21 protein-coding genes are annotated in these 24,815 nt (G+C 70.1%); 7 read left to right on the top strand and 14 right to left on the bottom strand.

Features of this window, described 5'->3' with window-relative positions:
* Nucleotides 1–53 precede the first annotated feature (53 nt).
* Genes J1C47_RS10795 through J1C47_RS10810 form a run of 4 tightly spaced genes read left to right on the top strand, consistent with a single transcriptional unit; the run spans nt 54 to nt 5,780 of the window.
* Nucleotides 54–2,096 (top strand): hydantoinase/oxoprolinase family protein, encoded by a 2,043-nt coding sequence (locus J1C47_RS10795; protein WP_207350771.1) that lies wholly within the window; start codon nt 54–56, stop codon nt 2,094–2,096.
* A gap of 5 nt (nt 2,097–2,101) precedes the next feature.
* Entirely contained in the window at nt 2,102–4,102 is a 2,001-nt protein-coding gene (locus J1C47_RS10800) for a hydantoinase B/oxoprolinase family protein (RefSeq protein ID WP_207350772.1), read from the top strand.
* The gene (locus tag J1C47_RS10805; protein ID WP_207350773.1) at nt 4,099–4,413 is read left to right on the top strand and encodes a (2Fe-2S)-binding protein; all 315 of its coding nucleotides are present in this window, start codon (nt 4,099–4,101) and stop codon (nt 4,411–4,413) included. Before J1C47_RS10800 ends, J1C47_RS10805 begins: the two co-directional genes overlap by 4 nt.
* Nucleotides 4,392–5,780, top strand: coding sequence for an FAD/NAD(P)-dependent oxidoreductase (locus J1C47_RS10810; RefSeq protein WP_207350774.1), 1,389 nt, complete (start codon nt 4,392–4,394; stop codon nt 5,778–5,780). The genes J1C47_RS10805 and J1C47_RS10810 overlap by 22 nt, the downstream gene beginning before the upstream one ends.
* 117 nt (nt 5,781–5,897) lie before the next feature.
* Here J1C47_RS10810 and J1C47_RS10815 read toward each other — a convergent pair whose 3' ends face one another.
* The 9 genes from J1C47_RS10815 to J1C47_RS10855 form a co-directional block, all read right to left on the bottom strand.
* Nucleotides 5,898–6,242 carry a Rid family hydrolase gene (locus tag J1C47_RS10815; protein WP_207350775.1) on the bottom strand — a complete coding sequence of 115 codons (345 nt, stop codon included), beginning with the start codon at nt 6,240–6,242 and terminating at the stop codon, nt 5,898–5,900.
* The gene (locus J1C47_RS10820) at nt 6,239–7,405 is read right to left on the bottom strand and encodes an NAD(P)/FAD-dependent oxidoreductase (protein WP_207350776.1); all 1,167 of its coding nucleotides are present in this window, start codon (nt 7,403–7,405) and stop codon (nt 6,239–6,241) included. Before J1C47_RS10820 ends, J1C47_RS10815 begins: the two co-directional genes overlap by 4 nt.
* A gap of 49 nt (nt 7,406–7,454) precedes the next feature.
* Nucleotides 7,455–8,843, bottom strand: coding sequence for an FAD/NAD(P)-dependent oxidoreductase (locus J1C47_RS10825; protein ID WP_207350777.1), 1,389 nt, complete (start codon nt 8,841–8,843; stop codon nt 7,455–7,457).
* On the bottom strand, nt 8,840–9,130 hold the full coding sequence (locus tag J1C47_RS10830; RefSeq protein WP_207350778.1) for a (2Fe-2S)-binding protein: 291 nt from the start codon (nt 9,128–9,130) through the stop codon (nt 8,840–8,842). The genes J1C47_RS10825 and J1C47_RS10830 overlap by 4 nt, the downstream gene beginning before the upstream one ends.
* Entirely contained in the window at nt 9,114–10,223 is a 1,110-nt protein-coding gene (locus tag J1C47_RS10835) for an NAD(P)/FAD-dependent oxidoreductase (protein ID WP_207350779.1), read from the bottom strand. Before J1C47_RS10835 ends, J1C47_RS10830 begins: the two co-directional genes overlap by 17 nt.
* Nucleotides 10,223–11,023 (bottom strand): ABC transporter permease, encoded by an 801-nt coding sequence (locus J1C47_RS10840; RefSeq protein ID WP_207350780.1) that lies wholly within the window; start codon nt 11,021–11,023, stop codon nt 10,223–10,225. Before J1C47_RS10840 ends, J1C47_RS10835 begins: the two co-directional genes overlap by 1 nt.
* Complete coding sequence (locus tag J1C47_RS10845) at nt 11,020–11,877, bottom strand: ABC transporter permease (RefSeq protein WP_207350781.1); 858 nt, start codon at nt 11,875–11,877, stop codon at nt 11,020–11,022. Before J1C47_RS10845 ends, J1C47_RS10840 begins: the two co-directional genes overlap by 4 nt.
* Nucleotides 11,874–12,935 carry an ABC transporter ATP-binding protein gene (locus tag J1C47_RS10850; RefSeq protein WP_207350782.1) on the bottom strand — a complete coding sequence of 354 codons (1,062 nt, stop codon included), beginning with the start codon at nt 12,933–12,935 and terminating at the stop codon, nt 11,874–11,876. The genes J1C47_RS10845 and J1C47_RS10850 overlap by 4 nt, the downstream gene beginning before the upstream one ends.
* Nucleotides 12,936–13,023: 88 nt before the next feature.
* Nucleotides 13,024–14,058: an ABC transporter substrate-binding protein gene (locus J1C47_RS10855; protein ID WP_207350783.1), complete on the bottom strand. Its 1,035-nt coding sequence runs from the start codon at nt 14,056–14,058 to the stop codon at nt 13,024–13,026.
* Between the two features lie 114 nt (nt 14,059–14,172).
* On the opposite strand from J1C47_RS10855, the gene J1C47_RS10860 reads away from it, so the two are divergent.
* The 3 genes from J1C47_RS10860 (at nt 14,173) to J1C47_RS10870 (ending at nt 19,957) form a co-directional block, all read left to right on the top strand.
* Complete coding sequence (locus J1C47_RS10860) at nt 14,173–15,105, top strand: LysR substrate-binding domain-containing protein (RefSeq protein ID WP_281065510.1); 933 nt, start codon at nt 14,173–14,175, stop codon at nt 15,103–15,105.
* A 275-nt stretch (nt 15,106–15,380) separates the two neighbouring features.
* The gene (locus tag J1C47_RS10865; RefSeq protein WP_207350785.1) at nt 15,381–17,087 is read left to right on the top strand and encodes an HAD hydrolase family protein; all 1,707 of its coding nucleotides are present in this window, start codon (nt 15,381–15,383) and stop codon (nt 17,085–17,087) included.
* 5 nt (nt 17,088–17,092) lie between these two features.
* Entirely contained in the window at nt 17,093–19,957 is a 2,865-nt protein-coding gene (locus tag J1C47_RS10870) for a cation-translocating P-type ATPase (RefSeq protein ID WP_207350786.1), read from the top strand.
* Between the two features lie 70 nt (nt 19,958–20,027).
* Here the strand turns inward: J1C47_RS10870 and J1C47_RS10875 are convergent, their stop codons facing one another.
* The 5 genes from J1C47_RS10875 to kdsB form a co-directional block, all read right to left on the bottom strand.
* Complete coding sequence (locus J1C47_RS10875) at nt 20,028–21,011, bottom strand: zinc-dependent alcohol dehydrogenase family protein (RefSeq protein ID WP_207350787.1); 984 nt, start codon at nt 21,009–21,011, stop codon at nt 20,028–20,030.
* Nucleotides 21,012–21,150: 139 nt separating this feature from the next.
* On the bottom strand, nt 21,151–22,173 hold the full coding sequence (locus J1C47_RS10880; protein WP_207350788.1) for an ABC transporter ATP-binding protein: 1,023 nt from the start codon (nt 22,171–22,173) through the stop codon (nt 21,151–21,153).
* 188 nt (nt 22,174–22,361) lie between these two features.
* A complete protein-coding gene (locus J1C47_RS10885; RefSeq protein ID WP_207350789.1) occupies nt 22,362–23,321 on the bottom strand; it encodes a mitochondrial fission ELM1 family protein in 960 nt (319 codons plus the stop codon).
* A 52-nt stretch (nt 23,322–23,373) separates the two neighbouring features.
* On the bottom strand, nt 23,374–24,078 hold the full coding sequence (locus J1C47_RS10890) for a hypothetical protein (protein ID WP_207350790.1): 705 nt from the start codon (nt 24,076–24,078) through the stop codon (nt 23,374–23,376).
* Nucleotides 24,075–24,815, bottom strand: a complete 741-nt coding sequence (kdsB, locus tag J1C47_RS10895) for a 3-deoxy-manno-octulosonate cytidylyltransferase (protein ID WP_207350791.1) — start codon at nt 24,813–24,815, stop codon at nt 24,075–24,077. The genes J1C47_RS10890 and kdsB overlap by 4 nt, the downstream gene beginning before the upstream one ends.

Raw genomic sequence — 24,815 nt, forward strand, 5'->3', positions numbered from 1 at the left:
ACACCGGCCACCCCGCCCGCCATCATCGCCGCAACGTTTGAGAAGGTGATGCCATGGCTTGGAAAATCGGGGTCGATATCGGGGGAACCTTCATCGACTTCTGCGCGCTCGAACAGGAAACCCGGCGGCTGGTGACGCTGAAGGTGCTGACCACCCCGGACGATCCGGGGCGGGAACTTCTGACCGGCATCGAGCGGCTGGCCGAGACGGAGGGGGTCGTACCCGAGGCAATCGAGGTCTTCGTGCACGGCACCACCGTCGGCATCAACACCGTCATCCAGCGCAAGGGCGCGCGCCTTGCCTTGGTCACCAATGCCGGCTTCGAGGACGTGGTGGAACTCGCGCGGCTGCGGCTGCCGGACATGTATTCGCTGTTCTGCGCCCAGCCCGAGCCTCTGGTCCTGCGCGACATGATCTTCGGCATCTCAGGCCGCGTCCTGTCGGACGGCAGCGAGGCGGCGGCCCTCGATCCGGGCGAACTGGAGGCGATCGTCGAGAGCGCGCGCGCCAAGGGGGCCGAGGGCTTCGTCGTCTCTCTCCTGCATTCCTACATCGCGCCCGCCCACGAACGTGCGGTGAAACGCGCGCTGGAGCGCATGGCGCCCGATCTCTTCGTCTTCACCTCCTCCGAGGTCTGGCCGGTGATCCGCGAATACGAGCGCTCGGTCACCACCATCCTCAACGGCTACGTGCATCCGCGCGTCTCCGGGTATCTGACGGGGCTCGAAGCGGCGCTGGCGTCGCGGGGCGTGCCGGCGCGGCCGCTTCTCACCAAGTCGAACGGCGGCCTGATGAACGCCGCCGAGGGCAAGTCGGCCTGCGTCAACATGCTTCTGTCGGGCACCGCCTCGGGGGTTATCGGGGCGGCGCATCTCGCCGGCCAGGCCGGTCTGCGCAACGTCCTGACGCTCGACATCGGCGGCACCTCGGCCGACCTCGCCCTGATCGTCGACGGCGAACCGCAGTTCGGCACCGGCGAGGCGGTCGGCGAGTTCCCGCTCTACATTCCCTCCGTCTCCGTCAGTTCGATCGGCATCGGCGGCGGCTCGATCGCGCGGGTGGACGAGCTCGGCGTGCTCAAGGTCGGGCCGGACAGCGCCGGGTCTCTCCCCGGTCCGGCATGCTACGGACGCGGCGGCCGTGAGGCCACCATCACCGACGCCATGGCCGTCCTCGGCTATATCGGCCAGGTGCCGATGGCCTACGGCCAGCTCGCCATCGACAGGGATCTCGCACATCGGGCCGTCGCCGTCCTCGCCGAGCGGCTGGGCCGCGGCGTCGAGGCGACGGCGGAAGCCATTCTTCAGATCGGCGTGTCGGAAATTTTCGTCGAGGTCGAAAAGCTCGCCTCGCGCTACGGCGTCGACATCCGCGATTTCACGCTGATGCCGTTCGGCGGCGGCGGGCCGATGCTCGGCTGCTTCCTGGCGCGCGAGATCGGCGTCAGGCGCATCGTGGCGCCGCGCCGGCCGGGCGTGGTCAGTGCCCTCGGCGGGCTCGTCGCCGACCTCAAGGGCGACTTCATCCGCACCGTCTTCAGGCTTTGCGACGACGATGCGGCGGCTGCGCTCGAACGCTGCCTCGAGGAACTGACGGCGGAGGGCGAGACCTGGCTGCGAAAAGGGCAGGGCTTTGCCGGGCCGATCCGCACGGTGGTCTCGGCCGACATGCGCTATGCCGGCCAGTCCTTCGAGATCGAGGTGCCGCTCGAACGCGCGTGGATCGAGCGGGTCGACACCGCCGCGATGCGCCGGGCGTTCCACGACCAGCATCTCGCCGTCTACGACTTCAACGATCCCGCCGCGGCCGTCGAGGTGGTGAACCTGCGGCTGGTGGCGATCGGCGAGAGCGAGCCGGTGGTCTTTCCGAGTTCGCCAAGCCGGAAGGAAACGCCGAGGCCGGCGAAAATGATCGAGGTCTTCCTCGACGGGGCGCATCGCACCGTCCCTTTGTATCGCCGCGAGGATCTGGTCGCCGGGTCGCATTTCGACGGGCCGGCAGTCGTCGCCCAGGAGGATACGACCCTCGCCGTGCCTGCCTGGCTGACCGCCCATGTCGACGAGGTCCTCAACATCCATCTCGAGCCGGCGGAGTAAGCGCGATGTTCGACACGGTCACCCTTCGCATCCTCGCCAATCACAGCCGCGCCGCGGCGGAGAACATGGCGCGGACGCTGTTCCGCACGGCGCATTCGGCCTTCGTCAAGGAGACCCAGGACTTCACGGTGATGATCCTCGACCCGCAGGGCCGCACCGTCGCCGTGCCGATGGACTTCGGCGCGACCTGGTATCCGGGTCTCACCTGCGGCCGGGCCATCGGCATGATCGACGACTACCGCCCGGGCGACGTCGGCTTCACCAACGATCCCTACAGCGGCTATCTCGCCACCCACGCCCCCGACACGCATCTGTGGAAACCGGTGTTTCACGACGGCGAGATCGTCGCCTGGACGGCCGGCCACATCCACAACACCGACATGGGCGGGGCGGTGCCGGCGTCGCTGTCGCGGTCCCTGACCGAGATCCATCAGGAGGGGCTGCGCTTCCCGCCGATGAAGCTGATGCGGGAGGGCGTCTTCGACGAGCAGATCCTGAAGATCATGGCGACCAACGTGCGCAAGCCCGACCTCAACGTCGGCGACATCAAGGCGCTGGTCGGCGCGCTCAACACCGGCGAGCGCAAGGTCCTTTCGATGATCGAGAAGTTCGGCATCGAAACGTTCCGCGAGGGGCTCGGCGAGCTGCTCGACTACGCCGAGGCGCAGGCGCGCGGCGTCCTTGCCGACATCCCCGACGGCCGCTACAGCTTCGCCGACTATGCCGACGAGGACAGCGTCGAGGGCAATCCCTGCCGCCTGAACCTGACGCTGACGATCGAAGGCGACAGCGCGGTGCTCGACTTCACCGGCTCCGACCCGCAGCTCGCCTCGAGCCTCAACGTCCCCTCCGGCGGCGATCCGCGCCACAGCATGCTGCTCGTCGGCATCTACTACGTGCTCTACACCCTGAAGCCGGGCATCCTGCTCAACCAGGGCCTGACCCGGCCCTTCACCTGCATCACCCCGGAAGGCACCGTCCTCAACCCGCAGTTTCCGGCTGCCGTCGGCATGCGCAGCCTCACCTGCGCCAGGCTGCGCTCGGTGATCTTCGGCGCCTTCTCGCAGGCGATCCCGCAGCGTCTGCCCGCCGCGCCGGCCGGCAACAACTGCATCGTCAACGTCATGACCACCGACGAGCGGCGGCGGCGGACGGTCATCGCCGCGGTCAATCCGGTGGTCGGCGGCGGCGGGGCGATGCCGCATCGCGACGGCACCAACGGCTCGGGCGCCGACGCGGCCTATCTGAAGAACACGCCGATCGAGATCACCGAGGCCGAGACGCCGATCCAGTTCGTGCGCTACGGCCTGAGGCCGGACAGCGGCGGGGCCGGGCGCTGGCGCGGCGGGCTGGCGACGGAGATGGCCTTCAGGGTCTTCGCCCCCGACAGCCGGATCACCGCCCGCAACCGCGACCGCTCCTTCTTCCGGCCCTGGGGGGTCCTCGGCGGGCGGGCCGCCGGCCTGTCAGACATGGTGGTCAATCCCGGCACGCCGGAAGAACGCCGCCTCGGCAACACCGACATCGCCGTGCTCCAGCCCGGCGACGTCCTGTCGATCCATTCGGCCGGCGGCGGCGGGCGCGGCGATCCCTTCGAGCGTGAAGCCTGGCGCGTCGCCCTCGACGTCGCGCGCGGTTATGTCGGCGAGGCATCGGCTCTTCAGGACTATGGTGTCGTGATCCGTGAGGGCGTTCTCGACGAGGCGGCGACGACGGCGCTGCGGGCGGCCCGCGCGCCGGCCGGCGCCCTGCCGCATTTTCATTTCGGGCCGGAACGCGAATCCTACGAGCGAAGCTGGACGACGGAGGCCTACGACGCGCTGACGGCGATCCTTGCGGCGCTGCCGGTGCACTGGCGGTTCTTCGTCAAGACCGAGATCTTCGCGGCGCGCCGCGCCGCCGACGGCCGGCAGAGCGTCGAAGAGGCCTTCGCGGCGGTGCGCCGCCGCTTTCCCCAGATTCCGCAGATCACGCAGGGCATCGAAACCGCGGAGGCTTGCGGATGAAGGGACGCATGGTCAGGCTTGCCGGTGGGGACCGGCCGGCCGTCGGCTTTCGCCTCGACGGCCGGTCGCTCGAGGCGCGGGCGGGCGACACGGTGCTGACGGCAGTGCTGACGCAGGTGGGAAGCCTCCGCCTGTCGGAGTTCGGCGACGGGCCGCGCGCCGGCTTCTGCCTCATGGCCGCCTGTCAGGACTGCTGGATGTGGACCGAGGACGGCGGCCGGCTGCGCGCCTGCGACACGCCGGTCAGCGAAGGCATGGCGCTGCGCACGACGCCGCCCGGGGACGAGACATGGCCGACCCGCGCATCGTGATCGTCGGCGCGGGGCCGGCCGGCTGCCGGGCCGCCGAATGCCTCGCCGCGGCCGGCATCCGCCCGCTCGTGCTCGATGAGGCGCCGGCCTCGGGCGGGCAGATCTACCGCCGGCCGCCGCCGGCCCTCGACCGGCCGGCGCGCAGCCTCTACGGCGCCGACGCCGCGAAGGCCGAGGCCCTGCACCGCAGCTTCGACGCCTTGGCGAAGCGCGTCGACTACCGCCCCGCGACCACCGTCTGGGGTCTCGACGGCGACCGGCTGTTCGTCCGGCGCGGCAGCGAGGCCGCGGTCGTCGGCTTCGACCGGCTGATCCTCGCGACGGGCGCCACCGACCGCGTCATGCCGGTGCGCGGCTGGACGCGGCCCGGGGTCTACACGCTCGGCGGCGCGCAGATCGCGCTCAAGGCGCAGGGCGTGGCGATCGGATCGCCGGTGGTGTTTATCGGCGCCGGTCCCCTCCTCGTCCTCGTTGCCTGGCAATATGCCAAGGCCGGCGCGAAGGTCGCGGCCGTGCTCGACACCTCGCGCCTCGCAGACCAGTGCGCCGCCTTGCCGCTGCTTGCGGCGCGCCCCGGCATGCTCGCCCGCGGCGCCGGCCTGCGGCTGGCGCTCAAGCGCATGCAGGTGTCGGTCCATCAGGGCGTGTCGCCCTTGGAGATCACCGGCGACGCAGGCGGCGTCGGCGGGGTCGCCTGGCGCGCCCCGGACGGCAGCCTGCGTGACGTCGCGGCAAACGCGGTGGCGCTCGGCTGGCATCTGCGCTCGGAGACGCAGCTGGCAGAGCTCGCCGGCTGCGACTTCGACTTCGATCCGGTCTGGCGGCAATGGACGCCACGGACCGATCGCTTCGGCCGCTCCAGCCGCGGCGACGTCTATCTCGCCGGCGACGGGATGAAGATCCTCGGCGCCGACGGCGCGGAACTTGCCGGCCGGCTCGCCGCGACGGCGGTTCTGGAGGATATCGGCCGCCTTCCGCAGGGCGCCCGGCCGGATCGCCTGGAGAGGCGGCAGAAGCGTTTCGCGCGCTTTTCCCGTGGTCTCGCGCGCGCCTTCCCCTTTCCTGCCGAAGCCTGTCGGTCACTCGCGGACGATGCGCTGCTCTGCCGCTGCGAGGCGATCACGGTCGGCGAATATCGCGCGACGCTGCAGCGGACGGGAGCAAGCGAGCTCAACCGGGCCAAGGCGCTGTCGCGGGTCGGGATGGGGCGGTGCCAGGGCCGCTATTGCGGGGCGGCGGCCGCCGAGATCGTCGCATCCGGCGAAACACCCGTCGCCGGGGCGGGGCGGCTGCGCCCCCAGGCGCCGATCAAGCCGCTGCCGGCCGGGGTGCGGGCGGGCGCGGGCGATCAGGCGGAAGAGGCATGACCGGCCGCGACGGGCGAGAAGCATCTGCCTCCCGGGATCGCGACCGGACCCGGGTCCGGCGTCTGCCTCGCGGCGCGCCGGAGGCGCCCCCGCCGGAAGCGGCGGAGGCGCGGCCGGTCACTTCGCGGCGGAAATCACCACCTCGATGAGGACGTCCTTGCCGAGTTCGGCGACGCCGATCGTCGCGCGGGTCGGCAGCTGCTCGGCCGGGATCCATTCGAGCCAGGCTTCGTTCATCCCGTCCTTCTGGGCGAAATCGGAGATGTAGATCATCGCGGTCAGAAGCTTCTCCTTCGACGAGCCGACCTTGGCGAGGAGATCGTCGAGCTTGGCGCAGATCTCGGCGGTCTGGCCCTTCATGTCCTTCGACTTGTCGTCGGCGACGAGGCCGCCGAAATAGAGGACGCCGTTGTGCTCGACGACGCGGTGGTTGATCTTGGTCTGGATGTGGCGGGTGATCACGCTGAAATTCCTTGGCTGTGCGTGGGAGATGATCCGGAGGCGCCCGCCTCCGGGGTGAAACGGGTGATCGAGAACGGCGCAATCGGCGCGTTGGTGCGGCCGGTGGCGACGAGTTCGCCCATGATCTCGCCGACGCCCGGCCCGAGCTGAAAGCCGTGCGAGGAAAAGCCGAAGGCGTGATAGGCGCCCTCTTCGGTGGAGGAGGGCGAGATCACCGGAATGCCGTCCGGCATGCGACCCTCGATACCGGCCCAGGAGCGGACGATCGTCGCGCCGCGCATGATCGGGAAGATCGCCATCGCCGTCTCGGCGGTCTGGCGGAGCTCGGAAAAGATCAGCTCGGAGACGTTGGTGTCGGGCAGCGCCCGGCCGCGCCGGCCACCGCCGATGACGACGGTGCCGTTCTGCATCTGCTTGAACGACAACGGCCGGGTCTGGTTGCCGACGACCGCATTGCAGAAGCGCGGCATGCGGGAGGTCACCAGCATCATCGGTGCGGTCGGCTCGACGCTCACCGCCTCGCCGAGCTGCCGGGCGATCTCGCCGGCCCAGGCGCCGCCGCAGTTCAGGAGCTTGCGGGAGGTGAAGACGCCGCGATCGGTGGTTACCCGAAAGTCCGCGCCGACGCGTTCGACCGTCCGTGCCCGGCAGTTCTCCTCGAACCGGACGCCGAGCGAGCGGGCCTTGCGCTGGAAGGCGAAGGTCGTCTGGTAGGGCAGTGCGAACCCGTCGTCGAGGCTGGCGAGACCGCCGACGCAGTGGTCCGAGACCGCCGGCAGGTGTCCCCGCAACTCGTCCCGGTCGAGCACCACCTCGTGGTCGAAGCCCATGGCGCGGAGATGGGCCGCGCGGGCCTTCAGCCTGTCGAGATCCGCCTCGGTCTCGGCCACCTTGATCTGCGGCGCCCGCTGGAAGCCGCAGTCGTCGTCGAGGAGATCCCCGATCCGGTGCCAGATCTCCATCGAACGCTGCGAGATCGGCACCTCCGGAAACTCGCGGCCGAGCCGGCGCACGCCGCCGGCGTTGACGCCGGAGGCATGGCGGGCGACCGTGTCCTTTTCCAGGACCACCACCTCGAGCCCCCGCATCGCGGCGTGAAGCGCCGCCGAGCAGCCGTGTATGCCGCCGCCGACGACGACGAGATCCACCGTGCGATTTGCCATGGGATGAGGCCTTTCTGGCTTCGTCTTGCTTGCGGCTGCCTCAGACCGGCTATTCGGCCGCCGCGCGCGGCGCTTCGCCGGGCTCGAAGGCCGCGAGTTCGGAGAGAAGCAGCGGCTTCAGCGGCGGGCGGATGCGGTAGTAGTCGACGCTCGACGGTTCCTCCCCCTTCGCCGCGGCGATGATCTCGCTGACCGCGAGGCCGCACATGCGGCCCTGGCAGGGGCCCATGCCGGCGCGCAGGAACGATTTCACCTGGTTCGGCCCGGGCGCGCCGAGCGCCACCGCCTCGCGGATCTGTCCGGCGGTGATCTCCTCGCAGCGGCAGACGAGCGTGCCGTCGGCCGGCGAGAGAACGTCCTCGGACGGTGCGTAGAGCGCCTCCAGCAGCGGCCGCACCGCAGCGTCCCTTCGGAGAGCCGCTTCGAGCTTCTCGCGCCCGTCGGTGGCAGGCTTGCCGGCCTTCTCGGCGATCCGCATGGCGACGAGGCGCCCGCGCATCGCCGCCGCCCTGGCGCCCCCGATGCCGGCGCCGTCGCCGGCGACGAAGACGTTTTCGACCGAAGTCTCGAACGACGCGTCGACCACCGGCAGGAAGGCGCGCTGGCCGGCGTCGAAGCGATGCTCGCAGTTCATCAGCCGGGTGATCTGCTGGTTCGGCACGACACCCTGATGGAGGGCGACATGCGCCGTCTCGATGCGATGCCGCCGGCCGTCGCTGGTGAAGCTGACGGCCTCGGCGGCGACGACGCCGTCGATGGCGATCTCCTCGGCGTCGCGGTGGACCGGCACGCCGGCGCGCTTCACCGCCCGGATCATCGCAAACCCCTTGGCGAGATAGCGCCAGCCGGGGATCGCCCTGGCCAGATGCTTCGCCGCCGCGCGGTAGCGCGCCTTCGGCACGGTCTCGACGATCGCCTTCGGCGGCGTGCCCGCGGCGATCATCTGCGTCGCGGCCAGCCAGAGCAGCGGGCCGGAGCCGACCATGACGAGGTCTTCCAGGACGACGCCGGAAGTCTTCAGGAGGATCTGCACCGCGCCGACGGTGGTGACGCCGGGCAGCGTCCAGCCGGGCATCGGCGTCGGCCGCTCGATCGCCCCGGTCGCGACGACGATGTGCGCCGCCTTGACGCTCTGCGACCCGCCCCTCACGGAAAAGTCGATCTGTTTGGCGCTGTCGATGTTCCAGACGACGGCACCCGGCAGGTATTCGGCCGTCGAGCCGCGCAGCGCGGCGGCGAGATCGGCGCCCGACTGGTAGTCCTGTCCGAGGATGCCGCGGCGCGTCGCGTCGCTCGCCTCGATGTCGCGGTAGATCTGGCCGCCCGGGCGCTGCTGCTCGTCGAGGACGAGGGTCGAGAGTCCGGCGCGGCTGGTCTCGACCGCCGCGGCCATGCCGGCCGGGCCGGCACCGATGACGACGACGTCGTAGCTCTTCATGCCGCCACCTCGTCGGCCTTCTGGCGGTTCACCGTCATGCCCGCCGCCGCCTCGATCATGCAGGCCTGCCGGTTCGGCACGCCGTCGACCTCGACCAGGCATTCGAAGCAGACGCCCATCATGCAGAACGGCCCGCGCGGTGCGCCGGATACCACCGAGGCGCGCGTCGTCGTCTCGCCGGCGGCGATCAGCGCCGCGGCGATGGTGTCGCCGGCACGCGCCGCGATCTCCCGTCCCTCGAAGGTGAAGCGGAGCGTCTCGCCGCTCCCGTCAATTCGCTGCGGCATCGAACCTCCTTGCCGAAAATGCCGACAGCTCCTCGCCGAGTTCGCCCCTGGCGATCATCGGCGCGAGCGCCAGTGCGTGGGAACCGGCGAGGGTGACGCCGGAATGGCAGTTGACCGAGAAGACGCCGGGATGCGTCTTCGACTGCTGGTAGATCGGAAACCCGTCCGGGCTCATGATCCGCAGCGCCGCCCAGGAGCGGACGATCCGGAGATCCTTCAGAAACGGGAACATGCGGATCGCCCGGGCGGCGAGCTGCGCCATGACGTCGCTCGAGGAGGAGACGTCGAAGCCGACGTCCTCGTGGCTGTCGCCGATCATTATCGAGCCTTCGCCGGTCTGGCGGACGACGTGGGTCGGCATGTCGAGGCGCGGCCGGGTGCGTTCGGTGACGAGGATCTGGCCCTTCAGCGGCGCGATCTTGAGGTCGAGCCCGACCTTTTCGCCGAGCGCCCGGTTGCCGAGGCCGGCGGCCAGCACCAAGCGCCCGGCCCGGAAAGTCCCGGCCGGCGTCGTCACCGCATAGCCGTCGCCGTCGCGGGCGATGTCCCTTGCGCCGGCGCCGGCGACGATCCGGCCGCCGCGGCGCTTCAGCCCGTCATGCAGCGCCCGCAGCAGATAGAGCGGGCTGGCGTGGCCGTCGTGCTCGCAATAGGTGCCGCCGACGACATCCGGCCCGAGGCCCGGCATCATCTGGTGCACCTCGTCGCGGTCGAGGATGCGGGCGCCGTAATTCGCCGCGCCGTGGACGTTGTGGAGCCGCGCGATCAGCGCCTTGCGGCTTTCCATCTCCGCCTCCGAAAGGCAGAAATGCAGGCCGCCGGGCTTCTCGTAGAAGGTCGAGACGCCGGTCTCTTCCTTCAGCATCGCGTCGAGCGACGGCCAGAGATCGGCGCTCCTGCGGGTCCAGATCGCGTATTCCGGCCGCCCGTCGCCCTTCGACTGCACCCAGACCAGGCCGAAATTGCCCCGCGAGGCCCGGAAGGCGACGTCGCCCTCGTCGAGCATGGTGACGGAAAGGCCTTCGCGCGCCAGACCATAGGCGGTGGCGGCGCCGACGAGGCCGCCCCCGAGCACCAGAGCGTCGCTCTGCATCAGTGGGATCCTTCTCCGATGAGCAGACGGTCGAGGCCGTAGATCCGGTCGACGACGAGCATCAGCGCGACCGTGAACAGGATGGCGACCGTCGAGACCGACGCGACCAGCGGGTCGGTGGTCTGGGTGATGTGCGAGAACAGCTTGACGGGAAGCGTCGTCGTCGCCGGATTGACGATGAACACGGTGACCGTCAGCTCGTCGAAGCTGGTGATGAAGGCGAGCACCCAGCCGCCGACGACGCCCGGGATGATCGCCGGCAGGGTGATCCGCCTGAAGACGGTCAAGGACGGTGCTCCGAGCGAGGTCGCGGCCCTGGCGATGGAAGGGTCGAGCCCCACCACCGAGGCGAGCACCAGCCGCAGGACGAAGGGCACGATGATGACGACGTGGCAGAAGACCAGCCCCCAGAAGGTGCCGTTCAGCCCCAGCGTCGACAGGAAGCGCAGGAAGGCGATGCCGAGCACGACGGTCGGCACCGTCAGCGGCGAGAGGAACAGCGCCTGCAGGGCGTCGCGGCCGGGAAACCGGCCGCCGCCGATGGCGAGCGCCGCCGGAATGCAGATCGCCGTGGCGATCGTCGCCGAGGCGACGCCGAGCTGGAGGCTGACGATCGCGGCGTCGATGAAGTCCGGATTGTCGAGGATCGCCCGGAACCAGCGCAGCGAGATGCCGCTCGGCGGAAATTCGAGAAAGCCCTCCGGCGTGAAGGAGACGCCGACCACGACGACCAGCGGCGCCAGCATAAACAGCGCGAAGACGAGGCTGAAGAGCTTGGCGAAGACCCCGTTGCGTCTCATTCGAACACCCCCGCGAAACGCTTCTCCACGAGACGGTTCCAGGCGACCATGATGGCGAGGACCGAGACGAGGAGGATGATCGCGATGGCCGCGCCGAGCGGCCAGTTCAGCGTGTTGAGGAACTCGTCGTAGACGGTGGTCGAGACCACCTTCACCCTTCGGCCGCCGAGGATCGCGGGGGTGGCGAAGGCGCTCGCCGAGAGCGAAAAGACGATCAGCGAGCCTGACAGGATGCCCGGCATCGCCTGCGGCAGGACGATCCGGCGGAACACCGTGGCGGGCCTCGCCCCGAGGGATTCGGCGGCCTTTTCCGTCGCCGGGTCCTGGCGCTGCAGCGCCGCCCAGACGGCGAGGATCATGAACGGGATCATGACATGGACGAGCGCCAGCACGATGCCGCCGGAGGTGTACATCATCTTGATCGGCCGATCGATCAGCGCGAGGTTCTTCAGCGCGTCGTTGATGACGCCGTTGTTGCCGAGAAGGATCGCCCAGCCGAGCGTCCTGACGACGACCGAGATCAGCAGCGGCCCGAGGACGACGAGGATCATCACCGAGCGCCAGAGCGGACGCATGCGCAGAAGGAAATAGGCCTGCGGCGTCCCGACGAGCGCGCAGATCAGCGTCGTCACCAGCGCGATCAGGAAGGTGCGGCCGAAGATCTCGTAGAAATACGAATCGCCGAGGACGTCGGCATAGTTTTCCAGTCCGAAGGTCGGCTTGATGCCGCCGTAGAAGTCGAAGCTGTTGAAGGAGAGGACCGCCGTCATCACCAGCGGCGTCACCAGCATGACGAGGAAGAGGACGAGCGCCGGGGCGCTCAGGAGCCACGGCCGGGCGCGATCCTGGTTCATGCCGCGGGCTCCGCGGCGAGGATGCGCAGATGCTCGGTCCGCCATGAGAGATGCACCGTCTCGCCCGGCTCGGGCTCGCGGCGGCCGCTGTTGGGGCGCACCACGAGCAGTTCGCCGAGCGAGGTCTCGACCTTGAACAGCCACTGGTCGCCGAGGAAGATCCGTTCGCCGACACGGCCGGACACGTGCGCGGCGGCGGCGTCGCAGAGTTCGATGCGCTCCGGCCGGAGCGAGATCAGCACCGGTCCCGGTCGTGCCGGAGAGGGCGGCCCCGCCAGGCGGATGTCGCCGCAGCGCAGCACGGCGCCGTCGTCCCGCGTCTCCTCGAGATGCGCGTCGATGGCGTTGCTCTTGCCGAGAAAGGTCGAGACGAAGGCGTTCGTCGGCCGGTCGTAGGCCTCGAAGGGCGAGGCTTCCTGGATCAGCCGGCCGCCCTGCATCACCGCGATGCGGTCCGAGAGGGCCATCGCCTCGGACTGGTCGTGGGTGACGAGCAGCGTGGTGACGCCGGCCTCCTGCTGGATGCGCCGGAGTTCGAGCTGCATCTCCTCGCGGAGCTTGGCGTCGAGATTGGACAGCGGCTCGTCGAGCAGCAGCAGTTCCGGCTCGATGACGAGGGCTCGTGCGAGCGCGACGCGCTGGCGCTGGCCGCCCGACATCTGGCGCGGATAGCGGCCGGACAGATGCGAGAGGTGGACGAGATCGAGGGCCGCGGCGATGCGGCGCCGGCGCTCGTCGCCCGGCACCTTGCGCATTTCGAGGCCGAAGCCGACATTTTCCTCGACCGTCATGTGCGGGAACAGCGCATAGGTCTGGAAGACGATGCCGAGGCCGCGCTGGCGCGCCGGCACGCTGCGAAGATCGCGGCCGTTGAGGAGGATCGAGCCGCCGGAGGGCGTCTCGAAGCCGGCGATCATCTGCAGCGTCGTGGTCTTGCCGCAGCCGGACGGCCCGAGCAGCGAGACGAACTCGCCTTTTTCCACCGAAAGCGTGAAGTGGTCGACGGCCGTGGTCGCGCCGAAGCGCTTGGTCAGATCGCGAAGTTCGAGAATTGCCATCTTGCGTTCGTTCGTTCCGTCGCGCGGTCGCCGCGGGATCGGAGCGGGCCGGAGCCCGCGCCGGTTGGTGCTCAGCGAAAGGTCGCGCTCAGCGCTCGACCTCGCGGGCCCAGCGCTGGGTCCACTCTTCGCGATGCTGGTTGATCACGTCCCAGTCGACCTTGACGAGCTTGGAGATCTTCTCCGGCCCGTAGGGCAGCGAGGCCGCGAGGTCGTCGGGAAGCTCGGTCTTCTTGTTGACCGGGCCCGAGCCCATCGCGTCGGCGACCTTCGCCTGGACGGCGGGATCCAGCAGATACTTGATGAATTGCTGCGCGGCCTCCGGCGCGTCGCTGTCGACGACCGGGCAGGCGGCGATCATCAGCGCCACCGCGCCTTCCTTCGGATAGGCGAACTTCGCCGGAAAGCCGGTGTCCGCCAGCGACTTGGTGCGGCCGGAGCCCCAGATCGACAGGGCGATCTCCTTCGACTGGAAGAGCTCCGACATCTTGCCGGAGGACGGCTCGAAGACGAGGACGTTGGGCGCCACGTCGTCGGCCATCGCCTTGAAGCCCGGATCGATGTCCTTCTCGCCGCCGCCGTTCAGCCGCGCCATCATCACCAGCGCGTGCAGGCCGTAGGTGTTGGAGATCGGCGGGATCGACAGGATCTGCGAATATTTCGGATCCTCGAGATCCTTCCAGCTCTGCGGCGGCTCCCAGCCCTTCTCCTTGAACCAGTCGGCATTGTAGGTGAAGCCGGTGGCGACGAAGCCGATGCCGACCGAATCCGGACCGATCTTGGCGAGGTCGTAGATGTCGTCCGTGGCGACGTCCTTGTCGAGCGGCGCGCAGAAGCCCAGCGCGTCGGCCTGGTACATCGGGCCGTCGTCGAGAATGACGACGTCGAGTTCCTGATTGCCCTTCTGGGCCTGCAGGCGCGCCAGGTTTTCGGTGGAATTGCCCGACACGAACTGGATCTTCACGTCGTGGGTCTTCTCGAACTCGGGGATGACGAGTTCCTTCATCAACGTCTCGAAGGAGCCGCCGTAGCCGCCCACCGTCAGCGTCTTGGTCTGCGCCTGTGCGCCGACCGCAGCGAAGAGCGAGCTCGCCGCGGCGAGCATGGCGAGATGTTTTTTCATGAAATCTCCTGCCGATGCCAGTTTTTGAGCAGGCTCATCGTTTAGGCGTTCCCCATTCCATGCAAATGAAATTATAAGATGGAATCATTCCATGGAGTAATATGGTCGCGCGCGATGCCGCCCCCGAACATCCGACAGCTTTCCGCATTCAACGCCGTCATGAAGAGCGGATCGGTCACCGAGGCCGCCGAGCGGCTGTTCGTCACCCAGCCGGCGGTGACCAAGCTCCTGAAGGGTTTCGAGGAAGCCTGCGGGTTCACGCTGTTCGACCGCGGACAGGGACGGCTGAAGCCGACCGCCGAAGCCCGCCAGCTCTTCGCCGAGACCGAGAAGCTGGAAGCCGGCATGACCCGCATCGCGCGCCTCGCCGAATCCATCCGCAATCTCGAGCGCGGCGAGGTCTCGGCCGTCACCTTTCCCGCCCTCAGCATGCAGATCGCCCCGCAGGCGGGTGCGGCGCTGCTCGGCCGGCATCCGGAGATCGGCCTGCAGCTGTTCAGCCGGACCTCGCGCAGCGTCGAGGACACCATGGTGACCGGCAAGGCCGATTTCGGCATCAGCCTGCGGCCCTCGACCTTCCCGTCGCTGCGGGCCGAGAAGTTCGAGGAGATGTTCTTCTACGTGGCGATGCCCTCCGGCCACCGGCTGGCCGCGAAGGACCGGCTGGCGATGAAGGATCTCGACGGCGAACCCTTCGTCGCCCTGGGGCGGGAGGATCTGTCCTATCCGCTGATCGAGGCGGCCTTCCAGCGGGCCGGCTCGCGCTACAATCCGATCGCCGAGGTGCACATGGCCAACGCCGCCTGCGAGATGGTCGCGGAGGGGGCCGGGATCTCGGTCGTCCTGTCGATCACTTCGGCCGGCCCGCAGGACCAGCGCCTGACCTTTCGCCGGTTGAGCGAACCGTTGACGATGACGTCCTGGCTGATCACCCCGAAGGGCGAGAGACTGTCGATGCTGGCGAGCGAGCTGCTCGCCGACATGCGGGCGCGGATCCGCCGGCTGCAGGAACCGGAATGCCTCGAGCAGGGCTCGGGAACCGGCTAGCGCTCCGATTCCGACGTTTGGAGGCGTCTCGTTGAAACCGCGCAGCGGAATGCCGGAATCCAAAGTCCACTTGCCGAGTTTATGATCCTGGTAGATTTTTCGAATTCGACATTCGATGCGGCGCCTCGCCCGATCGGGGCTGAAAACGTCAAAGTCGATCCACTGTTACCGGCCAGCGGCCGCATCCCGCCGTCATCTTGTTCCAGATCAATGCGGCCCGGCGGCATTGCGGCAGGCTGGCTGCAACCAACGTCGCAGGGCAGGGTGGTCCCCCCGTGTATTTCCTCGCGCTCGCCACCGATTTCGACGGGACGCTCGCCCATGACGGCGTCGTCGCGGCCGAGACGCTCGCGGCGCTGGCGCGGCTCAAGGCGAGCGGGCGCCGGCTGATCCTCGTCACCGGCCGCGAACTGCCGGAGCTCCTGCAGATCTTCTCCGAGGACCGGCTGTTCGATCGCATCGTCGCCGAGAACGGCGCGCTGCTCTTCGACCCCGACACGCGGCACGAGACGCTGCTGTCGCCGCCGCCGCCCGCCGACTTCGTGGCGCGGCTGCGGGAAAAGGGCGTCGGGCCGATCGCGGTGGGGCGCGGCGTCGTCGCGACCTGGGAGCCGCATCAGAACGCCGTCCTCGAAGCCGTGCGCGAGGCCGGGCTGGAACTCCAGATCGTCTTCAACAAGGGCGCGATCATGATCCTGCCGCCGGGGGTCAACAAGGCGTCGGGCCTTCATGCGGCGCTGCGCGACCTGGAACTTTCGGCGCACAACGTCGCGGCCGTCGGCGACGCCGAGAACGACCACGCGCTGCTCGCCGCAAGCGGCTGCGGCGCGGTGGTCGCCAATGCTGTTGCGGCGCTGAGGGCGTCGGCCGATCTCTGCCTTTCCGGCGATCACGGTGCCGGCGTCGCGGAACTCGCCGAACGGCTGATCGCCGAGGACTTCGGCGTCGCGCCGCGCCGGAACGGCATCCGGCTCGGCACCGGCCGGGACGGCGAGGCGGTCTTCCTCGCACCCTACGACGGCAACGTGCTGATCGCCGGAGCGTCCGGAAGCGGCAAGTCGACCCTTGCGACCGCACTCAGCGAACGGATGGCCGAGCAGCGCTTCGAGTTCTGCGTCGTCGATCCGGAGGGGGATTATGTCGACCTCGAACACGCCGTCTTCGTCGGCACCCTCGCCTGCCCGCCGCCGGCCGGGGAGGCGCTGAAGCTCCTGCGCGACGACAGCGTCAATCTCGTCGTCAACATCCAGGCGCTGCATCGCCACGAGCGGCGCCTGCTCGCGGCGACGGTGCTGGCGCAGGTCGCCCGGCTGCGGCGGCGGACGGGGCGGCCGCACTTCCTGCTGATCGACGAGGCCCACGAGATCCTGCCGGCCGCCGCGCCGGACCACCCGCCCGCCGCCATCGGCGCGGAGGGCGGCACGGTCCTCGTCAGCGCCTATCCGCAGGCGATCGAGGCCGGCGTGCTCGCCGGCATCGCCGTCGTCCTCGTGGCCGGTACCGACGCGGCAGAGACGCTTGCCGGCATCGCGCGTGCCATGGGCCGCGAACCGCCCGCCGGCCTGCCCGTGCCGGGCGTGGACGAGATCCTCTACTGGAAACCGGCTTCGGGCGGGCCGGTGCTGTGCCTGACGGTGCCGAAGCCGCTGCAGATCCACCGCCGGCACCGCGGCAAATACGCCGTCGGCGACGTCGGCGCCGCCCGCAGCTTCTATTTCCGCGGGCCACGCAAGGCGATGAACCGACCGGCCCACAACCTCTACCGCTTCCTCGACGTCGCCGCCGAAATCGACGACGCCACCTGGGAGCACCATCTCAGGGCAGGCGACTATTCCGCCTGGTTCAGGCACGTGATCCGGGACGAGGACCTCGCCGTCGAGGCCGCAAGGATCGAGGGCGACGCGGCCCTGCCGCCGCAGGAGAGCCGCCGCAGGATCCGCAAGGCGGTCTGGCGCCGCTACGCGGCCCCCGCGGAGGACTGACGCGGATGGCGCCCGGCACGACGCGTCCCTCCGACGCGGCGCCGGCACGCCCGGCTGCCGCCGAAAAAACCGCCGCCACGAAGCAGCAGCCGGCGGGCGGCGACGCCGCAGCGCCCGGGCCGTCCGCGGAAGATCGCTGGCACGCCCTCGCACGCGACGCCGTGCTCGCGCGGCTCCGGGCGTCCAGTTCCGGGCTGACGGATGCCGAGGCGGAACGGCGCCTCGCGATCCACGGGCCGAACGCGCTGCCGCAGCCGAAGAGCCGCTCTCTTCTGTCGATCGTCCTCGGACAGCTGACGAGCCCGCTGATCTACCTGCTCCTCGCCGCGGCGGTGGTGTCGCTCGTCCTTGCCGAATACGACGACGCCGGCTTCATCTTCCTCGTCCTGACGATCAACACGGCGGTCGGCGCCGCGCAGGAGTGGCGTGCCGAGGCGAACACGGCGGCGCTGCGCTCGGCGATCACGACGGTCGTGCGGGTCATGCGGAACGGCGCCGTCCGCCGGCTGGATTCGCGGCGGCTGGTGCCGGGCGACGTCGTCGTTCTGGAGGGCGGCGACCGGGTGCCGGCGGACCTGCGCATCCTCGAAGCGGCGGAGACCCAGGCCGACGAGTCCTCGCTGACCGGCGAGTCGCTTCCCGTCGACAAGGTGGCCGGCGACGCGCTTCCCCCCGACACGCCGCTCGCCGAGCGGCTGACCATGCTGTTCGCCGGCTCGACGCTGCAGCGCGGGCGGGCGCGCGCCGTCGTCCTTTCCACCGGCAGCCGGACCGAACTCGGCGTCATCGCCGGGGCCCTCGGCTCGCCCGCCGCCGAGCCGCCGCTGACCCGCCGGCTCGATCGCTTCAGCCGCCTGCTGGGGCTCCTGTCGCTCTGCCTCGTCGGCGCCGTCGTGGCGCTGCAGCTCGGCGTCGGCGCGTCGCTGCGCGAGACCTTCTTCGTGGCGATCGCGCTCGCCGTCTCGGTGATTCCGGAAGGGCTGCCGGTGGCGGTGACGATCGCGCTGTCGATCGCCACGCGGCGGATGGCGCGGCGCAACGTCATCGTCCGGCACCTGCCGGCGGTCGAGGGTCTCGGCGCCTGCACGGTGGTCGCGACCGACAAGACCGGCACGCTGACGATGAACCAGCTCACCGCGCGGCGGATCTGGCTGCCGCGACACGGCTTCGTCGAGGTGGACGGCGCCGGCTTCGAACTCGAGGGACGTCTTTCCCAGGGCGGCGAGGCCCTCAGCGACGAGGCGCATGGGGCCGCGCGTTCGCTCGCCCGTTCGGCGGCGCTCTGCAATGACGCCGATCTCGACCCTACGGCAGGGGCCGAGGGACGCAGCGGCGACACCGTCGACATCGCCTTCCTGGTCCTCGCGATCAAGACCGGGCTCGACACCGGCGCGCTGCGCAAGGCGGCCCGGCGGATCGCCGACAGGCCGTTCTCGGCCGAACGCAAATATGCCGCGAGCCTGCACGATCACGGCGACGGCCATCTGGTTCACGTCAAGGGTGCGGCGGAAGTCCTCGTGCCGCTCTCGGACGCGGAGGACCCCGACGCCGTGCTGGGCCTCGCCGAGGACATGGCGGGCCGCGGCTACCGCGTGCTCGCGGTCGCGACGAAGCCGATCGGCGACGCCGCGGGGCCGGCGGGGCCCTCGGGCGAGGCGTGTCTCGGCGAACTTCGCGGGCTGACCCTCCTCGGCCTCGTCGGCTTCATCGATCCGCTGCGGCCGGAGGCGAGACAGGCGGTGCGCGACTGCCACCGTGCCGGGGTGGCGGTGAAGATGATCACCGGCGACCATGCGGCGACGGCGCTGGCGATCGCGCGCGAACTCGGCATCGCCGACCGGCCGGAAGAGGTGGTGACCGGCCGCGAGATCGCCGCGGCCGCAGCCGGCCTCGACCGGCGCATCGCCGCCGCCAGCGTCTTCGCCCGGGTCGAGCCGGCGCACAAGGTGCGGATCGTCGAGGCGCTGCAGCAGGCGGGACATCTCGTGGCGATGACCGGCGACGGCGTCAACGACGCGCCGGCGCTGCACCGGGCCGATCTCGGCGTCGCGATGGGCAGGGACGGCACCGACGCGGCGCGCGACGCCGCCGACCTCGTGCTCGCGGACGACAACTTCGCCTCCGTCGTCGCCGGTATCGACGAGGGTCGCGCCGCCTACGCCAACATCCGCAAGGTCATCTACCTGTCGATCTCGACCGGCGCCGCGGAGGCGGTGATGTTCGTCCTCGCGCTCGCCTTCGGCCTGCCGCTGCCGCTGACCGCCGTCCAGCTCCTCTGGCTGAACCTCGTGACGAATGGCGGCCAGGACGTCGCGCTGGCCGCGGAAGCCTCCGAGCCGGGGCTGCTCGACCGTCCGCCGCGCTCGCCGCGGGAACCGCTGATCGACGCGCTGCTCGTCCGCGAGACGCTGCTCTCCGGGGCGGTCATCGGCCTCGTCTCGACCGCCGCCTTCGCCTGGATGATCGACCGGGGCTGGAGCACGTTCGACGCCCGCAACACGCTGCTCTTCCTGATGGTGGCCTTCGAGAACGTCCACGTCTTCAACTGCCGCTCGGAGACGCGGTCGGCTTTCCGCATCCCCCTGTCGGCGAACTGGGCGCTCGTCGCGGCGGTCGTCGGGGCGCAGGCGGTGCATGTCGGCGCGGCCTTCACGCCGGGCCTCTGCGATCTCCTGGGGCTGTCGCCCCTGCCGCTGTCCGAATGGCTGCTCCTCGTACCGCTCGCTTTGTCGGTGCTGATCGTCATGGAGACGGACAAGCTCCTGCGCCAGCGGCGTGCGAAGCGGAGTGCCGTCCCTTCGCCGGCGGAGCCCGGACCCGGGGCCGCTACGGCTGCGCGGCGTTCCGCTAAGCCGGGAGAGGCGGGATGACGACCGCGCTCGGCCGGCAGACGCTTGCGCCGCCGGCGCTCCCGCATGAGAGCGGCGCGGGCGCAGCGCGTCAGGGCACCAGCACGGCGGCGCCCTGGAACCTGCCGGCGCGAAGGTCGGCCAGAGCCTCGTTGGCGGCGGCGAGCGGATAGGCGGTGGTGGTCGTCCTGACTCCTGCCTCGGGCGCCAGCGCCAGGAATTCCGCCGCGTCCTGCCGCGTCAGATTGGCGACCGAGACGATGCTGCGCTCCTCCCATAGGAGGCGATAGGGAAATTGCGGGATGTCGCTCATGTGGATGCCGCCGCAGACGACGCGGCCGCCCTTGCGCACCGCCTTCAGCGCCGCCGGAACGAGCGGGCCGACCGGCGCGAAGATGATCGCCGCATCGAGCGCTTCGGGCGGCGTCTCGTCCGAGCCGCCGGCCCATGCGCAGCCGAGCGAAACGGCGTGGTCCTGCGCCGCTTCGTCGCCGGAGCGGGTGAAGGCGTAGACACTGCGGCCCTGCCATTCACACACCTGGGCGATGATGTGGGCGGCGGCGCCGAAACCGTAGAGGCCGATGCGGCGGGCCTCGCCGGCCATCTTCAGGGAACGCCAGCCGATCAGCCCGGCGCAGAGCAGCGGCGCTGCGGCGACCGGATCGTCGAAGCCGGCGAGGGGAAAGGCGAAGCCGGCATCGGCGACGACATGCGTCGCGAAGCCGCCGTCGCGCGTGTAGCCGGTGAGGACCGGGCGGTCGCAGAGGTTTTCCCGGCCCTCCTGGCAGTAGGGGCACGATCCGCAGACATGGCCGAGCCAGGGAATGCCGACGCGCGAACCGATCGCCGGGGCCTCGACGTCCGGCCCCAGGCCCTCGACGATCCCGACGATCTCGTGGCCCGGCACCAGCGGCAGCTTCGGCTGCGGCAGATCCCCGTCGACGACGTGGAGATCCGTCCGGCACACCGCGCAGGCCTCGACCTTGACGAGGATCTCTCCCGGTCCCGGCTGTGGATCGGGCCGCTCCTCGAACAGGAGGGGCGCGCCGATCGCGTGGAGAACCATGGCCTTCATGACGAGACGCCTCCGTTTTGCCGCCGCAGGCCGGTGGTCCGTGCCGATCGGGCGATCCTTCCACGACCGCCGCGTCGCCGGTTTGATCTGCCGCAAGCGGCCTGTTTCGAATCCGCCGCGCCGCACGAGCGCGTGCCGCTCAGCCGGGCGTTTCGGCCGCCGCGCCGACGCCCGCATCGGGCGAGAGCACCCCGACGATCAGCCCGTAGCGCGTCTGCGTGACCTTCAGTTCGCGGTACCAGTCGACGACGTCGCCCCACGGGTCGTTCACCTGGGCGAGACCGGAGACGAAGGCGACGATGGTGCCGACCTCGATGGCGCCGGTGACGGCGTAATAGCCGCCGACCGCGAAGATCGCGGCGACGCCGACATGATGGAGGAGGTTCATCAGGAAGTTCATCGCGTATTTCAGCTTGAAGACGCCCATGTTCAGCCGGAACACCGTGGCGATCTTGTCGTCGAGCGGCAGGGGCGCGGCCGGGCCGGCATCCGCGACGATGTCCGAACTCAAGGAGCGCAGCGTCGCGATCCGCGCGCCGACGCGGCGGTTGATGGCGTTCTGCATCAGCGGCACGAAGAGAAGCTGCGGCGAGAGCACCGCCAGCGCCGCCAGCGCCATCATCGGCTCGAGATAGGCGAGATAGGCGAAGGTCGAGACGAGGATCCCGGCCGCCAGGAGCGGCTCGGAGAGGCTGACGCCGACGAAGCTGCCGATCGGCTCGACCTCGCTCAGCACCAGCGAGATCTCGACGCCGGTCGCCGCTCGCCCGCCCGTCACGCCCATCGCCCCCGCCTCGGCGAGAATGGCGCTGCGGAGCCAGCGGACGGCACATTCGCTGACCCGGCCGCGATAGACGTTCATGCCGTATTTCAGCAGGCCGAGGGCGAGGGCAACTGCCGCATAGAGCGCCGCGAGCTCGAAAATCGTCGCGAGGTCGCCGCCGGCGGTCGCATGGTTGACGATGCGCCGCTGCAGTTCGAGCGGCGCGAGGTTGACCATGAAGACCGCGGCCGAAAGCATCACCAGCCAGAGCTGCTGGGCAAAGCCGCAGCGCCAGACGAGCCCGGACAGCGTCGCCGGAACGGTCCGGGACCCGGCTCCGGCGGAAAGCGGCCCGCATCCGTCCGCCCACCCGTTCGCATCGGCTCTTGCAATCGTCATCACCCGGAACCTCGGCACGGCCGGGCCGCCGCCGGGCCGCAGCGTCCGGCTGGCGCCGCACCGTGGCCCGGGCGTCGTCCCGGCATCGATCTTGCCGAGCAAACCCGCCCTCGCGAGACGACGCCTTGATCGGGGTCAAGCGGCATCTCGGCCGCGACCGGCGGCCGGCCCGCCCGCAAACGACCGTTTCAGGGCCGAAGGTCGCCGCGCCTCGCCATCTCGTTGCGGATGACGGCGGCGATTCGCCGCGATTCGTCGGGCGGTTCGTAGGCGTAGTCGTAGATCCTGCCCTCAAAGGGTCGGGTGAGGCCGAGCGTCCGGCTGAGATCGTCGTGGAACCACTCGAACTCGTCGAACTTTTCGCCCGGAATTCCGGCGAGGTCGAAGACGAAGACCGGGCGCCCGGTCGTCGCCGCCTCGCTCGGCATGGTGACGGAATCCTTGGTGACGAGGAAGGCGTCGGCCGCCGCGACGAAGTCGAGATAGGGGTTTTCCCCGCTGCGGTCCCAGACGAGGATCCGGTCGCTGCGGACGCCGAGCAGCCAGTCGAAGAGCGCCGGCGGCGTGCGGCGCGACGGCGAGGCGAGGACCGTCCGCCCCTCCTTCGCAAAACCTTCGATCGCCGCCTGCAGCCGCGTCAGGGTCGCGTCGTCGTAACGATAGGCCTTGGTCGGTCCGCCGACGAGGACCGCCACGACCGGCCCTCCCGACGGGGCCCACCGTGCCCGCGCCGCGGTGCGGCGGGCTTCGAGCATCGCCCGCGACAACTGGTGCGGGGCCCCGAGCATTTCGCGGTAGTTCGCGGGGGGCGAGGGGATCGCCCGAAGGTCGTGGCGGGCGGCGAAGACGAGGTCGAAGCGGTCGCCGAGGCCATCGTCCACCGGCTGCAGATGCACGGTGAACGGCCGGTTTCGGCAGGCCGCGGCGATGGCGGCGACGTGGCGCGTCGCGAAGCTGCCGCAGGAGACGAGGATCTCCGGCTCGGGTGCGCCGGTGCGCCGCCAGTAGGGCGAGAGCGGACCCTTGCGCCATTTCGCCAGCCGCCCGTCGAGAAGAACACGGTGCGGCTCCGGGTCGAAATGGCGTGCGACGCCGAGGCTCTGGGTGAGGGTGCCGGCCTTCGGGTCGCAGACCGTCCAGGCGCGCATCAGCGACCGCCCCCGGGGGCGGTGCTCCGGCAGTGCCGACGTGCCGGCGGCGTCATGGCTGCCGCTCCGCGACGGGCTTCCAGAGCGGGATTCCGGTCATCTCGGCCAGCGCCGGCTCGCTGGTGACGACCTGCGGCGCGACGGCGGCGATCCGCCGAAGCGCCGCACGGTCCTCGGCCTGATGCCGGCGGTTGCGGATCGTCGGATCGTAGTCGTAGCCGTCGGCCTCCAGTGAGATGCCGGCGACGACGATCGTCGGGATGCCCATGGCGATGGCGTAGCAGATCATCGCGACGCCGTTGGAGGGGCGAACGTCCCGGCCGCCGGAGGCGAACAGCGAGCCGAGGGTCCTTTCGATCAGGAGATCGCGCTCCGCATGGGTGATCACCGCCTCGCGGAAGCCCGCGATGCCGACGCGCCGGCCGAGCCGCGCGAGGCGCGAGGGTCTGCGGCGCATCCTGAGGACGTTGCGGATCGTCAGCCCGGCGACGTCCCTGGCCGTGGTCTTGTGGAGGAGCAGCGTCAGATCGGCCGGCGGCAGCCCGTTCCGGCGGGCGGAATGGCCGGAATACTTGACGTGGACATGGGCGATGCCGGCGGGCAGCGGGCTCGGGATGGTCGGGCCGGGCGCCGCCCCGAGGATCAGCCACGGCCTGCCGGAGAGCCCGCGGCGGGCGAGCCAGCGCCGTTGCAGGCCGACGAGCCGGGCAAAGTGCCCGTCGTCGGTCTGCTCGTCGACTGCCGCCACTTCCGTCAAGACGCTGCCTGCATCATCGCCCGCACGCGCTCGAGGTCGCTCAGCGTGTCGACCGGGATCGCCCCGTCGCTCGGCGTCTCGACCATCAGCACGTCGGCGCCGTGTTCGAGAAAGCGGAACATCTCGACGCCCTCGGCCTGTTCGATCGGCCCCGGCCGATGCGTCGAGAAATGCCGGAGGCCGGCGCGGCGGAAGGCGTAGAGGCCGAGCTGGCGCAGGAAGGAGACCTTGGCTCCCTTCGGGAAGGGGATGGGCATGCGGGAATAGGCGAGCGCCCGGCCGTCGATCCGCATGATCACCTTCACGACGTTGGTATCGATGACGTCGGAGGCGGAATCGAAGGCTGCATAGCCGTTGGTGACGAGGATGTCGTCGCTTGCCGCGGCCAGCGAGGCGGCGACGAGATCGATCGCCCGCGGGTCGATCATCGGCTCGTCGCCCTGGACGTTGACGAAGATGTCGCCCTCCAGCCGCTCGGCGCATTCGGCGACGCGGTCGGTTCCCGACACGTGGTCGTTGCGGGTCATCATCACGTTGAGGCCGAGGACGTCGCAGGCCTTGCGGATCCGGTCGTCGTCGGTGGCGATGATCGCGTCGTCGATCGAATCCGCCTTCAGCGACTGCTGGTAGACGTGCCACAGCATCGGCTTGCCGGCGATGTCGGCGAGCGGCTTGCCGGGAAACCGCACGGCGCCGTAGCGGCAGGGGATCACCGCGATGGTTCTTGCTTCAGACAT

The sequence above is a fragment of the Jiella sonneratiae genome (genome assembly GCF_017353515.1).
In the GTDB taxonomy this organism is placed as follows: domain Bacteria; phylum Pseudomonadota; class Alphaproteobacteria; order Rhizobiales; family Rhizobiaceae; genus Jiella; species Jiella sonneratiae.